This window comes from Streptomyces sp. NPDC005794, from assembly GCF_042871445.1.
Classification (GTDB): domain Bacteria; phylum Actinomycetota; class Actinomycetes; order Streptomycetales; family Streptomycetaceae; genus Streptomyces.
This window is the reverse complement of sequence record NZ_JBIAIN010000001.1, coordinates 294,804-313,276: the sequence shown is the minus strand read 5'-3', so window position 1 is coordinate 313,276 and position 18,473 is coordinate 294,804. Positions and strand designations below refer to the sequence as shown.

At 67.0% G+C, this 18,473-nt stretch carries 18 protein-coding genes, 1 tRNA gene and 1 pseudogene; 18 read left to right on the top strand and 2 right to left on the bottom strand.

Features of this window, described 5'->3' with window-relative positions:
• Window positions 1–436: 436 nt before the first annotated feature.
• The 7 genes from ACFYQ5_RS01465 to ACFYQ5_RS01435 all read left to right on the top strand — a co-directional run bounded on the left by ACFYQ5_RS01465 (window position 437) and on the right by ACFYQ5_RS01435 (window position 8,453).
• A tRNA-Gly gene (locus tag ACFYQ5_RS01465) sits at window positions 437–510 on the top strand.
• Window positions 511–785: 275 nt separating this feature from the next.
• The gene (locus tag ACFYQ5_RS01460) at window positions 786–1,244 is read left to right on the top strand and encodes a hypothetical protein (protein WP_389191423.1); all 459 of its coding nucleotides are present in this window, start codon (window positions 786–788) and stop codon (window positions 1,242–1,244) included.
• Window positions 1,241–1,891, top strand: coding sequence for a hypothetical protein (locus ACFYQ5_RS01455; RefSeq protein ID WP_389191420.1), 651 nt, complete (start codon window positions 1,241–1,243; stop codon window positions 1,889–1,891). The genes ACFYQ5_RS01460 and ACFYQ5_RS01455 overlap by 4 nt, the downstream gene beginning before the upstream one ends.
• Before the next feature lie 3 nt (window positions 1,892–1,894).
• The gene (locus ACFYQ5_RS01450; RefSeq protein WP_389191418.1) at window positions 1,895–6,637 is read left to right on the top strand and encodes a putative T7SS-secreted protein; all 4,743 of its coding nucleotides are present in this window, start codon (window positions 1,895–1,897) and stop codon (window positions 6,635–6,637) included.
• Between the two features lie 20 nt (window positions 6,638–6,657).
• Entirely contained in the window at window positions 6,658–7,146 is a 489-nt protein-coding gene (locus ACFYQ5_RS01445; protein WP_389191416.1) for a hypothetical protein, read from the top strand.
• A 291-nt stretch (window positions 7,147–7,437) separates the two neighbouring features.
• Window positions 7,438–7,785 (top strand): transcriptional regulator, encoded by a 348-nt coding sequence (locus tag ACFYQ5_RS01440; protein WP_389191413.1) that lies wholly within the window; start codon window positions 7,438–7,440, stop codon window positions 7,783–7,785.
• Window positions 7,782–8,453 carry a nucleotidyl transferase AbiEii/AbiGii toxin family protein gene (locus ACFYQ5_RS01435; RefSeq protein WP_389191411.1) on the top strand — a complete coding sequence of 224 codons (672 nt, stop codon included), beginning with the start codon at window positions 7,782–7,784 and terminating at the stop codon, window positions 8,451–8,453. The genes ACFYQ5_RS01440 and ACFYQ5_RS01435 overlap by 4 nt, the downstream gene beginning before the upstream one ends.
• Before the next feature lie 344 nt (window positions 8,454–8,797).
• On the opposite strand, the pseudogene ACFYQ5_RS01430 reads toward ACFYQ5_RS01435, so the two are convergent.
• Window positions 8,798–8,970, bottom strand: a pseudogene (locus tag ACFYQ5_RS01430) (XRE family transcriptional regulator); the annotation flags it as partial.
• 245 nt (window positions 8,971–9,215) lie between these two features.
• Between ACFYQ5_RS01430 and ACFYQ5_RS01425 the strand changes: the two are divergent.
• The 7 genes from ACFYQ5_RS01425 (at window position 9,216) to ACFYQ5_RS01395 (ending at window position 12,504) form a co-directional block, all read left to right on the top strand.
• The gene (locus tag ACFYQ5_RS01425) at window positions 9,216–9,683 is read left to right on the top strand and encodes a hypothetical protein (protein ID WP_389191408.1); all 468 of its coding nucleotides are present in this window, start codon (window positions 9,216–9,218) and stop codon (window positions 9,681–9,683) included.
• Window positions 9,684–9,703: 20 nt separating this feature from the next.
• On the top strand, window positions 9,704–10,426 hold the full coding sequence (locus tag ACFYQ5_RS01420) for a hypothetical protein (protein WP_389191405.1): 723 nt from the start codon (window positions 9,704–9,706) through the stop codon (window positions 10,424–10,426).
• 132 nt (window positions 10,427–10,558) lie between these two features.
• Window positions 10,559–10,807, top strand: coding sequence for a hypothetical protein (locus tag ACFYQ5_RS01415; RefSeq protein WP_389191403.1), 249 nt, complete (start codon window positions 10,559–10,561; stop codon window positions 10,805–10,807).
• Window positions 10,804–11,205, top strand: coding sequence for a DNA-binding protein (locus tag ACFYQ5_RS01410; RefSeq protein WP_389191400.1), 402 nt, complete (start codon window positions 10,804–10,806; stop codon window positions 11,203–11,205). Before ACFYQ5_RS01415 ends, ACFYQ5_RS01410 begins: the two co-directional genes overlap by 4 nt.
• Window positions 11,206–11,595: 390 nt before the next feature.
• Window positions 11,596–11,790 (top strand): type II toxin-antitoxin system Phd/YefM family antitoxin, encoded by a 195-nt coding sequence (locus tag ACFYQ5_RS01405; protein WP_389191397.1) that lies wholly within the window; start codon window positions 11,596–11,598, stop codon window positions 11,788–11,790.
• Window positions 11,791–11,818: 28 nt separating this feature from the next.
• Window positions 11,819–12,184: a hypothetical protein gene (locus ACFYQ5_RS01400; protein ID WP_389191395.1), complete on the top strand. Its 366-nt coding sequence runs from the start codon at window positions 11,819–11,821 to the stop codon at window positions 12,182–12,184.
• Entirely contained in the window at window positions 12,181–12,504 is a 324-nt protein-coding gene (locus ACFYQ5_RS01395) for a hypothetical protein (RefSeq protein ID WP_073728083.1), read from the top strand. The genes ACFYQ5_RS01400 and ACFYQ5_RS01395 overlap by 4 nt, the downstream gene beginning before the upstream one ends.
• A 651-nt stretch (window positions 12,505–13,155) precedes the next feature.
• Here ACFYQ5_RS01395 and ACFYQ5_RS01390 read toward each other — a convergent pair.
• Complete coding sequence (locus ACFYQ5_RS01390) at window positions 13,156–13,782, bottom strand: TetR/AcrR family transcriptional regulator (protein ID WP_389191392.1); 627 nt, start codon at window positions 13,780–13,782, stop codon at window positions 13,156–13,158.
• 95 nt (window positions 13,783–13,877) lie between these two features.
• Between ACFYQ5_RS01390 and ACFYQ5_RS01385 the strand changes: the two genes are divergently transcribed.
• From ACFYQ5_RS01385 to ACFYQ5_RS01370, 4 genes are all read left to right on the top strand, one after another.
• Window positions 13,878–15,593, top strand: a complete 1,716-nt coding sequence (locus tag ACFYQ5_RS01385) for a serine hydrolase domain-containing protein (RefSeq protein WP_389191389.1) — start codon at window positions 13,878–13,880, stop codon at window positions 15,591–15,593.
• A 184-nt stretch (window positions 15,594–15,777) separates the two neighbouring features.
• Window positions 15,778–16,482 carry a DUF4232 domain-containing protein gene (locus ACFYQ5_RS01380; protein WP_389191941.1) on the top strand — a complete coding sequence of 235 codons (705 nt, stop codon included), beginning with the start codon at window positions 15,778–15,780 and terminating at the stop codon, window positions 16,480–16,482.
• A gap of 1,196 nt (window positions 16,483–17,678) precedes the next feature.
• A complete protein-coding gene (locus ACFYQ5_RS01375) occupies window positions 17,679–17,915 on the top strand; it encodes a hypothetical protein (protein WP_389191386.1) in 237 nt (78 codons plus the stop codon).
• Between the two features lie 40 nt (window positions 17,916–17,955).
• Window positions 17,956–18,387 (top strand): hypothetical protein, encoded by a 432-nt coding sequence (locus ACFYQ5_RS01370; RefSeq protein WP_389191382.1) that lies wholly within the window; start codon window positions 17,956–17,958, stop codon window positions 18,385–18,387.
• Window positions 18,388–18,473 lie beyond the last annotated feature (86 nt).

Genomic DNA, 18,473 nt, shown 5'->3' with positions numbered 1-18,473 from the left:
GCGCGCCTGCCGCAGACCTACGACGCCCTCCGGCGCCCTCTATCGCTCCTCGAACACCACAGGCACCGCCTGCCTCAACCGCGCGCAGCGCGGACAGCGGATGAGCCTCCCGGGACCGATCCGGCCGGATCCGAGCTGCTGCATCGGAAACGACGAGGTAGCAAAAACGTGCCCTTCGGCACAGCGGACGACGGTGCGCTCCATCGACTCCATCAAGTCCCTTCCCCAACCAGCCTTGGACGAGACCGCCACATTAGGGGATGAACAGGACGCCACTCCAAGCGGCACTCCGAGCACACACGCTACGCCCTCAACTCCCGCCACCCGCACCCGCGTCCACACCCCGGAACGACGCACGGACCCCGCGGCGAACACGCCGGGGGCCTGCGATGGGGTAGAGTGTGCGACGATGCAGCGCCGATCACCGGCACGCTTCGCGGGTGTAGTTTAATGGTAGAACATGAGCTTCCCAAGCTCAGAGCGCGAGTTCGATTCTCGTCACCCGCTCCACGCAAAAGCCCCAGGCCAGCGGCCGGGGGCTTCTTTGTTGTCCGGACCTCGCTACGTCTTAAGCGGCCGGTCTGTTCATCCTGACCGGCCCGCGCCTCCGGTCGCACGCCCTGTCGATCCCGTCCATGCGTCGCAGGCCACAGGTCCACGGAGACCGCCCTGGGTCGGCAGGGACGGTGGAACCGCTGGTTCATGCCGAGCGTGATGTCCTACGGTGTTTCGACCCCGGAACCGACACCGGGGCCAGTGGACGGTGGCACGTGAACGGGGGCTCGATGGCTGACGAGACCGCACTGGCGGATCGGATCGCCGAGCGGCGGGCCGGCATCGGAGATCCGCGGGCGATGCTGGGTGAGTTGCGGCGAGCGTTGGTGCTGGTGCCTTTCGACGGTGGCGGGCTGTGGACCGCGGAGTTCGGCGGCATCCGCTGGGTCTGCGGGTTCACCGACGAGGAAGCGCTGGCCCGGTTCGCCCAGGCACGCAGCACTACGGACGATGCCGGGGCTGTCGGGCGGTCATGGGAGTACGCGGAACTGCGGGGTGCGCGGCTTCTGGACGAGGTCATTCCGGCGATGGGCGTGCCGGCTGGCCTCGCGGTGAACATCGCCGACCCGGACGGCTCGATGCTCTTCCCTCCGGTGACGGGGATCGTGCCTGACGCGGTCGCCGTCGACACGCAGGATGCGGAAGCCCCGGTGGGAGCACATACGCATGACGGGGGACGGGGCCGATGAGCGGCAGTGGCGCTGAGGATCTGAACGTAGACCGGGCCAGTGTCCAGCAGATCACCAGTGGTCTGCGGGCCGCGGTGGCGGAGCTGAAGGAGTTCGGTACCGGCACGGGGGCGGTGCTGGGCAAAGGGCTGTCGGACCTGTCCATGACCGGCATGGAGGCGGGTCACCACGGGCTGTCGGTGGACTTCGAGGACTTCTGCGAGCGGTGGGAGTGGGGGGTTAGGGCCCTGGTCCAGGACGCCAACGCCATCGCGGCGAAGCTGGGTCTGGCCGCCGGGATCCTGTGGGAGGAGGACCAGTACGTCCAGGGCACCATGAAGGTCGTGGTCAACGCAGGTGTGGGCAACCCCCACGCGTCCGAGGACGAGATCGTCAAGCAGAACTGGGGCGACGTGTTCACCCCGGACTACCTCAGCCCCGACTACAGCGCGGAGTCGTTCGAGCGGGCCGCGGACGAGGCCGGGCAGACCTGGAAGGACACCGGACGGGCACTGCTGACCGAGGGGAACGGCGGCCGTCAGGCAGACCAGCTGAACGACATGCTCGGCGTCGACAAGGAAGCCTTCGACCGCTCCGTGGACGAGACGTTCGGGCCCTCGCCCGAGGAGCGGGCACAACAACAGCAGCAGGGCAACGGGGGGAACTGATCCATGGGGCTCGGGGATATCGTCAGCGACCTCACTCCGGACGTCGTCGAGGACGCCTTCGAGGACGGTGTCGAGTGGGCCGGCAACCGGGTCGAGGACGCCGGCAACTGGACGGCCGACCGACTGCAGGACGTGGGCTGGGACTCCGGCGCGGACTGGGTGCGCGAACAGTCACGTTCGCTGGCGAACCGGATGGGCGCCGAGGTCAACGAGATGGACCTCGGGCAGACCGAGGACAAGACGAAACTCATCTACGGAAGCCCGTCGGAACTCCGCTCGACCGCGTCCCACCTCAAGGACCTGCAGGGCGCTTTCGACAAGGTCGGCGGCGGCATGAGGGGACTGGACTCCTCCGCCCTCAAGGGGCAGGCGGCGGACGCGTTCCGGGACTCGGTGTCCGTCGAACCGCCGAAGTGGTTCAAGGCCGCCGACGCATTCGAGAAGGCCGCGGGCGCACTGGAATCGTTCGCCGGGACCGTCGAATGGGCACAGGGCCAGGCCCAGGCGGCGATCGACAAGTGGAAAGCGGGCACCAAGGCGTCCGAGGAGGCGATGGACGCCCACAACGAACAGTGCGACACGTACAACCGGGCCGCCGACACGTACAACGCCATGCCCGCCGACGAGCGCGATCCGTCCACGTTGCCGCCGAGGCCCGGCGAGTTCAAGGACCCGGGCAAGGCCCGCATGGAAGAAGCGCAGCAGCTGCTGACGGAGGCACGTAAGCAGCGGAACACGGCAGCGGCGACGGCCCGTACGGCGGTGGCGGCCGCACGGGACACTGCACCGAAGAAGCCCAGGTACGCCCAGCAGGTCGCGGACGGGCTCGCCGAGTACGAGGTGGTGAAGACCCACTTCGGCGGCGGCATCGCCAAGGGCACAGCGGGCCTCGTCACCTTCGCACGCAGCGTCAACCCGACGGACCCGTACAACCTCACCCACCCCGCCGAATACGCCCTCTCGCTGAACAACACCGCTGCCGGACTGGTCCAGGTCGCCAACGACCCCTGGGGTGCCGGCAAACAGATGGTCACCAACTTCATGAAGGACCCGGCCGAAGGCTTCGGCCGGCTCGTCCCCGACCTTGTCCTCACCGCCGCCACCGGCGGCGCCGGAGCCGGAGTCAAAGGAGCGCGGGTCGCCAAGGAGCTCGCGGACCTCGCACAGGACGCGAACAAGGCCCGCCGCCTGGTGGACGACGCCCCCGAAGGCACCCACAACCGGCCCGACAGCGAGCGCACCGCCGAAGGCACCGACCCGGTCGACCTCGCCTCCGGCCGCATGTTCCTCCCGCAGACCGATGTGGTGCTCCCCGGGGTACTGCCCCTCGCCTTCACCCGCCGAGTGGAGTCGGGTTACACCGCCGGCCGGTTCTTCGGCCCCTCCTGGTCCTCCACCGTCGACGAACGCCTGGAGATCGACGCCAACGGCGTCATCCACGTCACCGACGACGGCCTCCTGATCACCTACCCCCACCCCGTCCCCGGCTCACCGACCCGCCCGGAGACCGGCACCTCACGCAGGGTTCTCAGCCGCGACGAGGGGGGCGACTACACGCTCACCGACCCCGAGAGCCGGCTGACCAAGCACTTCGTCAGCCCTCCCGGAACGGAGCCCGGCGAGGATGGTACTGCGTGGCTCGTGCAGGTCTCCGACCGCAACAGCAACATCATCAGCATCGACCGCACCGACGACGGCACACCCCTGGCGCTCGTCCATTCCGCCGGCTATCACCTCGTCCTGGCCACGGTCGAAGCGCGGGTCACCGGGGTGTCCCTGCGGGACAAGGGCGGGGCGGCACTCCCTGTCAGGTCTTACGGCTACACGGACGGCAACCTCACGACCGTCACCAAGCCCTCCGGCGCTGCCCTCACGTTCGAGTACGACGACCGCCACCGGATCACGGCATGGATCGACTCCAACCATCGTCGCTACGACTATGCCTACGACGACCGCGACCGCGTCATCGCTGAAGGCGGCGAGCGCCGACACCTACAGGTCGTCATCGACTACAGCGAACCAGAGTCGACCACCGGTCACCGCGTGACCACGGTGACAAACGTGCAAGGGCACACCACCCGCTATCACATCGACGACCGTTGCCGCGTCGTGGCCTCCACGGATCCGCTCGGGCACACCACACGCTTCGCGTACGACGAGCACGGCAACCTGGTCTCCCGCACCGATCCGCTGGACCGCACTACCTCCTTTGTCCATGACGACGACGGACGGCTCACCACCGTCGTCCGCCCCGACGGCAGCGAACTCCACAGCGAGCGGGACGCGGCGGGCCTACGGTCCACCTACACCCTTGCGGACGGCACGCGCTGGCAACAGGAGTTCGACGACCGCGGCAACCGCGTCGCGCTCACCGGCCCGTCCGGTCACACCACGCGCTACTCGTACGACGACCACGGCCGGTACGTCTCCGTCACGGACGCGCTGGGAGCGGTGACCGAGATCCGGTGTGATTCTGCGGGTTCCCCCCTTCGCGTGACCGATCCGCTCGGGGCCTCGGCATGCTTCCAGTTGGATGCGTTCGGCCGTCCCGTACGGATGGAGGATCCGCTGGGAGCCGTCACGGAGTTCGAGTGGACGGCCAACGGCGAGCTGGCTCGCCGCACGGGCCCCGGCGGCGTGCTGGAGAGCTGGAGCTATGACGGCGAAGGCAACCGCCTCACCCACACCGACCCCGTGGGCGGCACCAGCCGCTTCGAGTACACCCACTTCGACCTGCTTTCCGCCCGCACAGGGCCGGACGGCACCCGCCACGAGTTCGTCCACGACACCGATCTGCGTCTGACAGAGGTCATCAACCCGCAGGGACTGACATGGTCGTACACCTACGATCCGGCTGGGCGGCTCATAGCCGAGACGGATTTCGACGGTCGTACCCTTTCGTACGACGTCGACCCGGCCGGGCAGGTAAGCAGCCGGATGAACCTGCTGGGCGGCAGAGTCGACTACGAGCACGATCTGCTGGGCCGCGTGATCCGCAAGGACGTGGCAGGAGAGGTCACGACGTACGCCTACGACAGGGCCGGGCGCATGATCCGGGCGACCGCTCCGCAGAGCGAGCTGATCTACCAGTACGATCGAGCGGGTCGGGTCAAGACGGAAATGGTCGACGGCCAGGTCATGACGTACGCCTACGACGCCCTGGGCCGTCGCATCCGTCGCGTAACTCCCACCGGGCGGCTCACGGCCTACGGATACGACGGCATGGATCGTCTCGTCCACCTCACCACCGACGGTCACCGGATCGCCTTCGCCTACGACGCGAACGGTCGGGAACGAGAGCGTTCCTTCGGTGACACGCTGACGCTCACGTCGAGCTTCGACGAAGCAGGCCGTCTCTGTGCCGAGCGCTTCAGCAACGCTGCCCGCACGCTCATCAGCCGTACTTACAGCTATCGGCCGGATGGGCATCTCCTAAATCTGGACGACACCGCACGTGGCGCGAGGGCGTTCGAGCTGGACGCCGCAGGCCGGGTAACCGCCGTCAGCGCAGCGGGCTGGAGAGAGGCGTACGCGTACGATTCCGCCGGCAACCAGACGGCGGCTTCGTGGCCGGTCTCCCACGCGGGTGGCGCGGCCAGCGGCCCCCGCGCCTACGAGGGCACCACCATCACACGCGCGGGAGACACCCGCTACGAGCACGACGCGCTCGGCCGCATCACCCTGCGGCAGAGGACCAGGCTGTCCCGCAAACCCGACACGTGGCGGTACACCTGGGACACCGAAGACCGCCTCACGGTGGCGGTGACTCCGGACGGCACCCGCTGGTGCTACGCATACGATGCGTTGGGACGGCGAACCCGCAAGCAGCGGCTGGGCGGCGACGGGCGAACCGTGGTGGAGGAGACCAGGTTCACCTGGGACGGCTCCACCCTCTGCGAACAGACCACCACCTCGGCGGATGTGCCTCACACCGTCGCCCTCACATGGGACCACCAAGGCGTGCGGCCGCTGGCACAGAGCGAGCGCATCTTGGCCGGGGATAGCGCGCAGTCGACCATCGACCAACGGTACTTCGCCATCGTTACCGATCTCATCGGCTCTCCGACCGAGCTGATCGACGAGACCGGCGAGCTCGCCTGGCGCACGCGGACCTCTCTCTGGGGAACGACCACCTGGGCCAGGAACAGCAAAGCTCACATCCCTCTACGCTTCCCCGGCCAGTACCACGATCCCGAAACGGGTCTGCATTACAACGTCAACCGCCACTACGACCCGGAAACCGCCCGGTATCTCACACCCGACCCTCTTGGGCTCGAACCGGCTCCCAACGCGTTCGCCTACGTCCACAACCCCTACCGCTGGTGCGACCCGCTCGGCCTCGCCCCGTACGACCCCCTCCGCGAGGGGTACACCTCGTCCCCGGGCTTTCAGAAGGATCCGTACCACCCTGACGTCGTCGAGAGACGAATCGAGGCGAATCGCGAGCTCTACGGCATCAAGGACCCCGATGCCAAGGGAATGATCGGGGCCAACGGCACACAGATCACCAGCAAGACGTTGTGGAACCATGGGCCGTACCGGATCGACGTGGAAAACCCCGACCCCGGCGGGCGAGCGGGGCAGCTCCACTTCCAGGACCAGAGCAACAAGGGCGCGAAGTACCAGTACGACTTCGATACAGGAAAATTCGAAGGGCTTCCACGCAGCGTCGAGAAAGCTGTCGGAAGCAGTCCGGGCTTCATCGCAGGGATCAGAAAGGGGCTCGCCGCACTCGGCGAGGGATAGGCATGCGAAACAATCCTCGAATGCGGGAGATCCTGCGGACGACAGACGTCACCGACCTGAGCGCTCGGGACATTCCCCCCATGTTCCTTGAGGTCGTGGAGCGCGGGTGGTCCCTCACGGCCGCCGGTGGGCGCGTGCTGACCGACCTCCGTCCGGAGGCGCCTGGCACCTACGTCGACCGACTCACGGAGGAGACGACGGTAAATGGGAGGGGAATGACTGATTACGACCTCCCGGCCGCACCGGACGAACGTACGCCCCTCCTCGTCCGGAGATGCCTGGCGTATGTGTGCGCCTGCCTTCGGAAAGCGCAGGAGGAGTTCGGTGACACTCAGGTGAAGGCGTACGTCTCCCTCTCCTTCGCCGATACCGAGGAGGCCCTCCTCACCTCCAACGTCACCTTCTGCACCCCGCTTCCCGACGTCCGCCCCTATATCCCGGGCCTGGAGGCTGTTACGGACGCGGCCGTCGCGGAGATCTCGCTGGAGGACTGCTCGGCTTGGGCGTGAGGACCCCTTGGCCCCCTCTGCTCGTGCCCCATCCGTGCCCAGCAGAGCGGACAACAGCGGTCAGGTACGGCGTCCGAAGACCATCCCAACCTCGTGCGTCTCAGCCAAACATGCAGGTCAGGGCCAATACGACCGTTCAAGAACCGTTGATTCCCAAGCTCAGAGCGCGAGTTCGATTCTCGTCACCCGCTCCATGAAAAAGCCCCAGGCCAGCGGCCGGGGGCTTCTTGGTATGCGGCACCTTGTCACCGTCCGGTCGGCTTCTGTGGCCTCTCCCTGGATAATCGACGTATGGCATCACAGCCCAGCCTCTCCGATCTCCGCCGTGCCAAGTTCGCCCGGCGCGCGCCCGCATCGCTCTCCGAGCTCGCCGGCCCCGAGCACGGCACAGTGAGCCTGCCCCTCCACCTGGCGTGGTCGGGACTGACCACGTTCGACCTCGACCAGCCCCGTCTACGGATGAGCTACTACCGCATCGTCCTGGCCGAGGGCCAGCACGACGATCTGATCCAGCACCTCAATCGCGGCCTTCTCATCAGCCTGTGGCCCACACTGCGCACGCTGATCAGCCGTGATGTCCGTGAAGTCTGGGAACGCTCCTTCGACGAGCTGGCTCACAGTGCCCAGGCCGCTGCGTGAATCTCACCGGTCTGCACCGTCGTCTGCTTGCAGACGTGCTCGCCGTAGGCGGCGAATATCCTCTGGCGCTCACCGGTGGCTACGCAGTCCAGGCGCACGGCCTGGTCGACCGACTCAGCCAGGACCTCGATGTCGCGACCGAAAACCCCGAGCGCATGGACAACATTGCGACTGCCGTACGCAGCGGCTTGGAGCAGCGCGGGTGGCAGGTCAGTGCTCTGGAAACAGACCCGCTGTCCGCGCGCCTGATCGTCACCGACCCTGTCAGCCGCGAAGAGTGCGAGGTCGACATCCTCAAGGAAGCACTCTGGCGGCCACCCGTACACACCGACCACGGATTGGTGCTGTCCCTTGAAGATGTCGTCGGAACCAAAGTTCGCGCACTCTTCGACCGCGGACTCGCCAGGGACCTGATCGACGTACAGGCTGCTGCGAACCGCTGGAGCCATATCGAACTCGAAGAGCTCGGTCGACGTCACGCCCGCGACTCCTTCGACCTGAGCGAGCTCCAAGCACGGTTGATGGGAGCCGACTGGATCGACGACACGGAATTCGCCGCCTACGGACTCGACGATCAAGCGATCACCGGGCTGCGCCAGTGGGCGCAGGCATGGGCCACCGACATCGGCGAACGGCTCCAAGAGTTGGAGACTCCGCACGAAGACTGATGGCCGCATGGAGGCCGGATGCGCTCAGCACAATGCACGCCATGCCACTCGGCTCACGCCCGGCCGTGCCCCATCCGTGCCCAGCAGAGCGGACAGAAGCGGTCAGCTACTGTGCCCGGAGACAGCTCCAGCATCGCACGTCTAGACCAAACGTCCAGGTCAGAGCTAATGCAGCCGTTCAAGAACCGTTGATTCCCAAGCTCAGAGCGCGAGTTCGATTCTCGTCACCCGCTCCACGCAAAAGCCCCAGGCCAGCGGCCCGGGGCTTCTTTGTTGTCTGGACCAGTTCAGGGGTCCTGCACCAGATCCCCACCACCCCAGCGGCCACTGATCTCACCGACTGCTCAGGCCGCGCCTGGCAGGCCCCTCGTCCAGAGCTCTTCAGCATGCTCGACGAACCGGTCATGTATCCCGCTGTCACCTTGGCGTGACAGGTGAAGCAACGGTGAGTCGTGTCCGCAAGCCTCGCCAGGTGCGGCGCGACCATCACCTGTTGATCGAATCGGAACACCGACAGGCATCTTCGTAAGCGGAGTCGATCTCCTCCAGGGTCTCCTCGAAACTGCGTCCCGGGAACACCCTCATGAACATGACGTCGAGGCCAAGGGGCCACTCGTTCGAACTCTGGGCAGGATCACAACCAGCCGGGCAGACCTTGCCCCTTACGTTCCCGATCCAGGATTGACCGAGTAATATCCAGCCCTCCGGGGGGGTGGGTAGATGCGGCGAGTGATGGCATGCGCACTTTTCGTGGCGGTAGGAGTGGCAATGCTATCCGGATGCGGCGCGCAGATACTGCCATTGGTTGGCGTACAACTCGATACCGAGGGCGCTCCGCATGTCCTGTTGCGGCCGTGCGGGAACGACAAGATCCGAGGACCGCATCTACAGGGATTCGCGGTAACCAAGCAAGCTGAAAGTGTCGGCCTTCTTGATGGGGAGAGCCTCTCCGGCTGGAAGATTCCAGGTGAGCACGCGTCCGGGGATGTCAGCTTTCCGCTCTTCGCGCCGCCCTCACCATGGGCTGCTGTGCCGGTGGGGGATCAGGACCTGCGCGCCAACCTCACCTACCAAGTCTCCTTCAGCAAGGCTGAGTTCAATTACGACTACACCGGTCTCGTGACCTTCCGCTTGACGGATGTCGAGGCTTTGGAGCCCGGTCAAGTATGGTCCGATGGCCAGAGCATGCCGCGCGAAGTCTTCGAGGAGTTGGCCGAGGATTCCTGCTGACCACAGCCGTTCCAACGTCGATGCACCCCCGCGAGCCCGACTTGCCGCCGTACCAGATGGTCCTGTCGGAGACTGATTGGGGCTCACTCGAGACGCCTTTTGGGAACGGTGAGGACCTCCCCGAGGTCCTCGCACGGCTGCTGACGCCCGACCCCAGGGTCCAGGTCAACGCTCTGTCAGAACTACGTGAGATGGTCGGCCACCAGAACACCATCCACGAAGCCACTGCCCCCGCCGCCCTGTATGTCGCCGGCATCCTCACCCACCCGGCGGCCACAACCCCCCGGCCCTATCGCAACGTCCCTATTCGCGCGACGCTGTTGAACTGGTTGGCTTCCACGGCCTACGACGCCTCCGACGAGATTGTGGGCCGCACGGAGCAGTACTCCCCTGGATTCCTCGCCCCTGGCACCATCGTGGCGTCCTTCCGAGACCTGCGCCCGATGCTCTATCGGGCGGTCTCGCCCTTCCTCCGAGACAGCCACGAGGACGTGCGCGAAGCAGCCGTTGTCGCCGGGCTCATCCTTGCCGAGCACCCCGCGCTCGCCGGACACCGCGATCACCTCGCCGTGCACGCGCGCGCCATCCTGGACACCAGCGGCGACGACCCCAACCGGCGTGTTGCCCGGAGGGCGCTCGAAGCGTGGGGCCACGACGCCCCCGACTCCGAGCCTTTGCTGGAGGAGTCCTGGGCCTGGGGGCCACACAGTGATGGCCGCAGCTATCTCGAACCGCCCTTCTGACCGATACGCGCATGGTCGGCGGACTCGTACTCCCAGTGCCGGAAACCACACCCTTCGGTCGCAAAACCTTGACCGGAAGGATCGGTGCCGCAAACCCAAGCACCCTCGCGCATACTCCAGTATGCTTGGTGTGTGTCCTCAACGACTCGCATCACCGTCACGCTCCCCAGCGATCAGGTGGCGGAGCTCCGCAAGCTCACGGACAACGTCTCCGGCTACGTAGCCGAAGCCGTAGCCCGCCAGATCCGGCACCAGCTCCTGGGCGACGACCTCCGCCGTCACGAGGAGGAGCACGGCCCCTTCAGCGACGAGGAGCTCACCGAGGCCCGCGCGAAGATCTTCGGCTCCGCCGACACCTCCACGGGCGCGGACGCCGCGTGAGCGAGCGCATCGAGACCGTTGTCCTGGACTCGCAAGGGCTCTCCGCCTGGATCGCGCAGGATCGCAAGCTGCTCGCGATGCTTCAGGTCTTCCATGACATGGGAGCCGACCTGGTCATCGGGGCCAACACCATCGTGGAAGTCAGCCACTCCCGCACCAACATGCCTCGCCTGAACTGGGCTCTCTCCCGCGTCAAGGTGGAGCCGGTCACCGAACAAGCGGCGAAAGCAGCAGCGGAACTCCTCAAAGCCGCTGGACTGCACGGACACAAGTACGCCATCGACGCCACGGTCGCCGAGGCCGCCCTGCGCCAGCCCAAACCCGTCGCCCTCCTGACCTCCGACAGCGACGACATGACCAAACTCTGCGGCAACCAGGTCCGCATCATCCCTCTCTGACGAGCCGGCCCACCCCGAGCACACCCCCTGGCAGGGTCCGTCGCACCGCTACCCTCGTGCCCCGTCCGTGCCCAGCAGAGCGGACAACAACGGTCGAGTACGGCTTCCACAGACCGTGGCCATCTACGCCGACCGACGCAAAAGCGCAGTTCAGTGCCTCTTCGGTGGCCCAAGAACCGCTGATTCCCAAGCTCAGAGCGCGAGTTCGACTCTCGTCACCCGCTCCATGAAAAAGCCCCAGGCCAGTGGCCGGGGGCTTTGTTGTTGCTCAAGCCCGATCGAGCGCCCTGTGTACCCGTTCTGCACCCAACGCGTCCGTCGGCTTCTTCAGGTCGCCAGCACCTCGCGAGCACATATGTCAACTATGATAGTTGTTATATGCTTCAGTGCATGGAAACAAAGACATACACAACCATCGACCTGCGCAAGGGGATGGGCGAGATCCTGGACCGGACCCGGATCGCCGGTGAGGCCGCCGCCATCACCCGCAAGGGGAGGACGGTCGCCTACTTGGTGCCGGCCGAGTGGTTCGAGGAGATGGCTCGTCGGCACCAGTCGCACGAGGACCGGCACGAGGCGGCCTGACCCCCCTTCCTATCAAGGAGCCCGAACCATGCCCGCCCACGCACTCCACTTCGATGGGTACGAGGGGAAACCCCTGCGGTTGCCACCCATGCCCGAACGCACGCCTCAAGCACTCCGGTTGGCCATTCAGGAACACACCCCACACCTCCTCCCGGACTTCGAGGCCCACTGGAAGCGCGTCATTGGCGACGCCTTCAGCATCACCCCCGTGCCAGCCTTCATGCGCCTGTGGTGGACGCAGTACGCCATCGCGCGAAATCCCGTTCTCGACTCGCACCTTCGCGATCTCGAAGCCCGCGCAGCCGAGTCCGATGACCCCGAGGAATCCATCCGGCTCCTGGAGGAGTACAGCCGCCTCCGGCACGAAGCCGCCGAGAGGAAGCCCGGAGAGTGATCGACGAACCACTCCGGCCGCCTTGGCAGATGGACTGGACGAAGCAGGCACAGCACGACTTCCAGAACATGCCTGCCGAAGGCAGTGACCTGGTCATGAGTGCTCGTGCGGAACTGATCACCGCCGAAGACCCGTACTTCCGGGGAATCGACGCCGATGTCTCGCTCCCGCACTGGATGACCGTCCGGCCACTGGCTTCCACGAACCCCGGCGGCCCCCACATCGTGGACCTGGCCGGCGGACGCGGCTGGCTCATCTACACCTTCATGCGCCGCCACGCCGACCCACAGATCGTCGTCACCGATGCCTTCTGGGCCTGACGTCTGCGCCAGCAGCGTCTGCACCACGGGAAGCTTCCGCTTCCTGCCACCGCTCCGGCAAATCACCTCAGGTTGATGACCTGCCGTCGGCGTGCCCCCTCCGTGCCCTTCGGAGCGGAGAACAGCGGTCACGTACGGCTCCCAGGGGTTACAGAAAATTACCCCATTTCCAGCAACTGTGCAGGTCAGAGCCATCCCCTCCACTCAAGCACCGTTGATTCCCAAGCTCAGAGCGCGAGTTCGATTCTCGTCACCCGCTCCACTAGAGAGCCCCAGGCCAACGGCCGCGGGCTTCATTGTTGTCCGGACCATTACGGACCCGAGCCCTCGGCGCCCGATTTCCAGAGCGCCGTCAGCATCCAGTCGCGCCGAGTCGAGGGCGCGGGGGCTGCACCCATCGTGAGCACGGCGAGGACGACCCACAGCACCGGGCAGTCGGCGGGGTCGGCTCGCCCAACCTCAACGCCAACCCGCTCCGGCGACAGGCGACTTCCTCTCCCGGGCGTGAACCTCGGCGAATCCCTTCTCAAGCCCCACCCGCGAGTGGCCCCTCGTCCCACCTGCCGAAGAACTGCCATGCCCGTCGTCGGCGGCCTGACCCTGGCGGTCGACGCCTCACTGATCCGTATGCACCGAAGTCGCCACTTCAGCTCACTCGTACTGACGGCAACGCCCGGGGAAGACGGTCCGGACTCGCATCGATACGAGACCGAGGGAGGTGTGGGTGTCGTCCGCGGTGGCATCGAAGCCGAGCTGGAGGGCCAGCCCCTCGACCAAGCTGTGCAATTCGAGGGCGGCGAGCTCCGGGTCGGTGTCGTCCGGCACCTCGCCGCACTCCTTTCCGTTGCGGACGGCCCTGGAGAGCATCGAGCGAATGAGGCGGCCGGTCTCGGCGTGGGCGTCGGCAAGACGCGGGGTGTCCACCGTGCGGCCGACGAAGGCAAGCGCCACGCGGTGTGCCGAGCGGCGCGGCGGGTCCACCGGGAGCCATTCGGCGAGGCCGTCGGTGACCACGTCACGGATCGGCAGGCGCTCCACCCTTGATCGTTCCTCCAGCGCCGAGACCCGCTCCAGGGTCTTGCGGACCACTCGCTCATGCGTGAACAGCAGCATCTCGTCCTTGGTCGAGAAATAGTGCTGTACATGGCCGACGGAAACCCCTGCCGCGGCGGCGGTACGCGCCACGGTGACCCGGTCGAGGCCCTGCTCCGTGATCAGCTGCTGGACCGCGCCGGCGACCTGGACACGCCGGGCTTGATGATCGACGACCTTCGGCATGCCGTCAGAGTATCCGGGCCGCCAACCTTGCGGCACGCTTTAACCATATGATCATATGGTTAAAATCGGAGACGGAGAGGGCTGCAGGCATGAGGATGAGGCCGGAAGCGACGTGGCGGCGATGGCGCGCGAGGTACTCCAAGGCGTTAGCGGCGGTACTGGTCACCAGTGTGGTGACCGGGGTAACGGCGACGCCCTCAGCTGCCGACTCCAGGCGCTGGGCGGCGATCGACGCCTTCGTCGAGGAGCGGTTCGATGCAACGGGCACGCCGGGCGCAGCGCTCACCGTGATCGAGGGTGGGCAGGTCGTGCACGAGCGGGGCTTCGGCGAGGACAGCCGGGGCCGAGCCGTCACGCCGGACACGCCGTTCCTGTGGGGGTCGGTCGCGAAGCCGCTCACCGGACTTGCCGTGCTGCAACTAACGGAGGCCGGGGCCGTACATCTGGACGCGCCGGTGCGGACGTATCTGCCCTGGTTCCGGCTCGCCGACAAGGACGTGTCTGACCGCATCACGGTCCGGCATCTGCTCACCAACACCAGCAGCATCCCCACCTCTGCCACCACCGAGGTCGGAGACCGCTACGACAACTCTCCCGGCGCCCTGTCCAAGGCGGTCCGCGACCTCTCCGAGATTTCCCCCGAGGGCGAACCGGGCGAGTCCTACGCATACTCAAGCGCCGGCTACGCCGTCCTCGGCGCGCTGGTCGAGGAAGTGTCCGGGCGTCCGTTCGGCTCATATCTGCACGAGAAGATCCTCGATCCGCTCGGCATGAAGCACGCTGTCGCCAGCGAGCGGGACTTTTCACGCGAACAGGTGCCGCCCGGCCACCGCTTCGTCTTCGATGACCCAGCGCGCTTCGACGCGCCGTACGACACCTCGGGCACCCCCGGCGCCCATATGGGCGGCACCGCAAGGGACTTGAGTCGCCTCGTCCTCGCCGAGCTCGGCGGCGGGCAGTTGGAAGGCCGACGGGTGCTGTCGGCAAAGGGGATCGCCGAGAGCCAGCGCGGTCAGGTGGACAGTGACGCGGACCGGTTCGGTCTCGGCTGGTCCGTCGGGACCCTCGAGGACACGAACGAGCGCATGGTGTGGAAGTCCGGTTCACTGCCCGGCCACGACGCCATGATCGTCATGCTCCCCGACAGCGGCCGGGCGGTGATCGTCCTACAGAACGCCTTCCACCTCCTGCGCGCCCAAGAGTTCCACGATGCCGCAATCGGAACGGCTCAGCTGCTGTCTGGCGCGGAGCCGCGCAGCACCCCTACCGATCCGCTTGCCACCCTGCTGCCCTGGGCCATGGTCGTACTCGCCGGGCTGCTCGCGCTGTGCGTGGTCGCCCCGGCGCTGCGTTTCCTGGCCACGCGGCGGGCGGCGGCCTGGGCCCGTTCCCGGCGCCGGATCGTGCTGAACGCCCTTGCGTCGGCTGCCGGGTCGCTCGCCCTGGCAGCGCTGTTGTGGTGGGTACTGCCCTCCGCTTTGGGAGGCTCGATCGACTCGGCCCTGCTGTGGCTGCCCGATGTGGGGTGGGCCGCGATCGGTGTCGTGGCGCTGGCCCTGGTTCTGGCGGTGGAGCGGCTGCTGCTCGGCGTGGTTGACGTGCGGCGGGGGCGAGGGCCGACCGAACGTCGACAAGCCGGAACTCAAGCCACGCGCCGTGCCCCATCCGTGCCCAGCAGAGCGGACAACAGCGGTCAGGCGCAGCCCCCAGAGACCCGGCCACCTAAGCCGCCCAACGGAAAAGCGCAGGCCAGAAGGCCTTTGGTGGCCCAAGCACCGGTGATTCCCAAGCTCAGAGTCGCGCCGCCGTAAAGATTCTGATCCGCTTGGACTCAGGCTCCGCCCGCGGGGGGCGGCGCAACCGAACCCCGTTCTCCGGAACGGATGTTGCTGAGACAGAACCCGGACACGCGCAGGATCATTTCAGGATCGACTCGGCCCTAATGTCATCGGTGCAAGCAGCAAGCACCGCAACCAAAAGCCGCTGGAGATCATGATGCGTTCGCGCCTCGCCACCCGTTCCGCCCGTCTCGCCCTCGCCGCCGCGGCCGTGACGGCCCTCGCGGTCACTTCCACCGCCTGCAGCCCCGACGACGTCGCGGACACCAGCAGCTCCTCGGCTCCCTCCGCCGGCAGCGGAGAGAGCGACGGCGGCTCCACCAGCGGTTCCGGTTCCAGCGACTCCACCTCCAGCCCCTCCACCAGCGGCTCCGGTTCCAGCGACTCCACCTCCACCCCCAGCGACTCCAATGCCAAGCCCGCCGCCTCCGGCGAAGGCGAGAAGAGCGGCTACGGGCAGTCCTGCGGCACCAACGACCTGAACTTCACGGTCACCTCCGAGTCCCAGGCCGGCGGCTACTACCTCGTCACCGCCAAGGCCAAGTCCGGTATCACCTGCTACCTGGACGTCAACACCCCCAGCGTGTCCTTCGGCTCCGGCGCCGACGGCCTCGCCTCCCCCGTCGGACAGGGTGGCGAAGACCCCATCAAGCTCACCGGGTCCGCCGTCGCCTACACCGGTATCAGCCCCAAGACCACCAACACCGATGGCGGCAAGGAATTCGAGAACGTCATCATCGCCATCACCAACGACGACCCCGACCCCGCCGAGCTCAAGCTCCCCGACACCGCCGTCGTCGACAAGCCCATCGTCACCAACTGGGCCACCAACCGCGCCGAGGCCGTCCCCGTCATCGCCTGACACACCGGACCGACACCGCCGACACCGCCGACGTCGCGCTGTGCACCATGACGCCCATCGACGCAGTCGATCACGTGCCGAGCCGGATGAGGGTGCTCGCGGCAAGACGACCTCCAGGTCCTCGGTACGGAGCCGTGAGCGGCGGCACGCCGAGCGCACTCCGCAGGGCTGGCACGCCAGCGCCGTAACACCGCCGGGCAACTCGACCTCGCTCCCGGCCGACCGCTCACCTGACGCGACACGCACGCCGTGCCACAACGTGCCGGCCGGGGCGGTGAACAGCAGTCACCAAGGGGCTCATGATGTTGCCAGGAGGGCTCCATCTACGCGCATATCCGCAGCTCAGATGCCATACGTGAGACCAGGCACCGGGTGATTCCCAAGCTTGGAGCGCGAGTTGGATTCTGGTCACCCGCTCCATGAAAAGCCCCAGGCCGGCGGCCCGGGGCTTCTTCGCTGTCCGGCTATGTGGTCCGTACTCCTACTCGGTTCGGTCTGATCGGCCCGCGCGGCCGGCCGTTCGCCCGGTAGCCGCCCTGCCTCACGTCGCAAGCCACCGGTCGATGCAACCGCTGGTTCATGCTGAGCGTGGTGTCCTACGGTGTTCGGGGCCGAGGACCGAGGACCGAGGACCGGAATCCGGGACCAGTGGACGGTGGCGCTCCGAACGGGGGCTCCATGGCTGACGGAACAACGGTGGCGGATCGGATCGCCGAGCAGCGAGCCGGCATCGGAGATCCGCGGGCGATGCTGTGTGAGTTGCGGCGGGCCTTGGTGCTGGTGCCGTTCGACGGTGGTGGGCTGTGGACCGCCGCGTTCAGCGGGATCCGCTGGGTCTGCGGGTTCACCGACGAGGACGCGTTGGCCCGGTTCGCCCAGGCACGCAGCACCGTGGACGACGCCGGTGCTGTCTCCAGGAGCAGCCGAGTGCCGAATCCGCTCCGCCCGTCCTCTCTCTTCGTCGTCGATGTCTCCGGCGACGTCGCGGAGTACGAGCAGCGTCTGCGTTCGGTCCTTTCGCCTGCCGTTCGGCTGGGGGGCACCGCGGATTTCGAGCAGGAGAGCCTGCCGGCCGGCGATGTTCCGGACTGGTTCGCGGCTGTCAGCTCCGGGGACGAGGAGCGGGCCCCGCGGTTCGCGAGGACCGGCCACGACGGATACGTGGAGCACACGGGGGGGGCGGCCGGCCTTGGGAGTTGCAGGACTGGCTGTACCGCTTCGACCCCGACGAGGACTCCCGGGGCTGGGAGTGGTGGGACGCCACATCGGCCGGACCGTCCCGCGTCCACATCTGGGTGGACAGCTGGGGGGAATCCTTCTTCGGCTGCCAGGAACTGCTCTGGGCCGCATACGCGGCGGGCGCGGTCCGGGTCGACGGCCCTACGATCCAGAAGTCCACGGCGTGGTCGGCAGAGCGGGGACCTACGCGCTGACACCGCTCGGCGAAGGGTGGACATGCGCAGCAATGCTCGAATGAGAGCGCTCCTGCAGGAGACGGGCACCGCAGGACTGAGCTTTCAGGACATCCCTCCCGAGTTCCGTGAAGTCGTGGAGCGAGGATGGTCTTCGACACCCGCCGGCGGGCGGGTGCTGACCGATCTCCTCCCGGAGAACCTCCCGGAATTCTCCGACCGGCTCGCGGAGGAAACCACGGTCAACGGCAGGGGAATGACGGACTACGACCTTTCTTCTGCGACGGACGAACGCGCACCCCTTCTCGTACGGAGGTGCCTGGCCTACGTCGCCGCCTGTTTGCACGGCGCGCAGAAACACTTCGGCGACACCGCAGTGAAGGGCTACGTCTCGTTTAGCCTTCGCCGACACCGACAAGGCACCACTGACCTCCCACGTCACCTTCTGCACCCCGCTGGCATCCAGCTTCTACGGCCGTCCAGACCCCGGTGAGAGGGCGGGCCACCCTGACGACACGTGCCGCGCGCAGGGTGACGCAGTCGCTCGCCAAGCCGCTCCTGACGTGCCAGGCGGGCTGT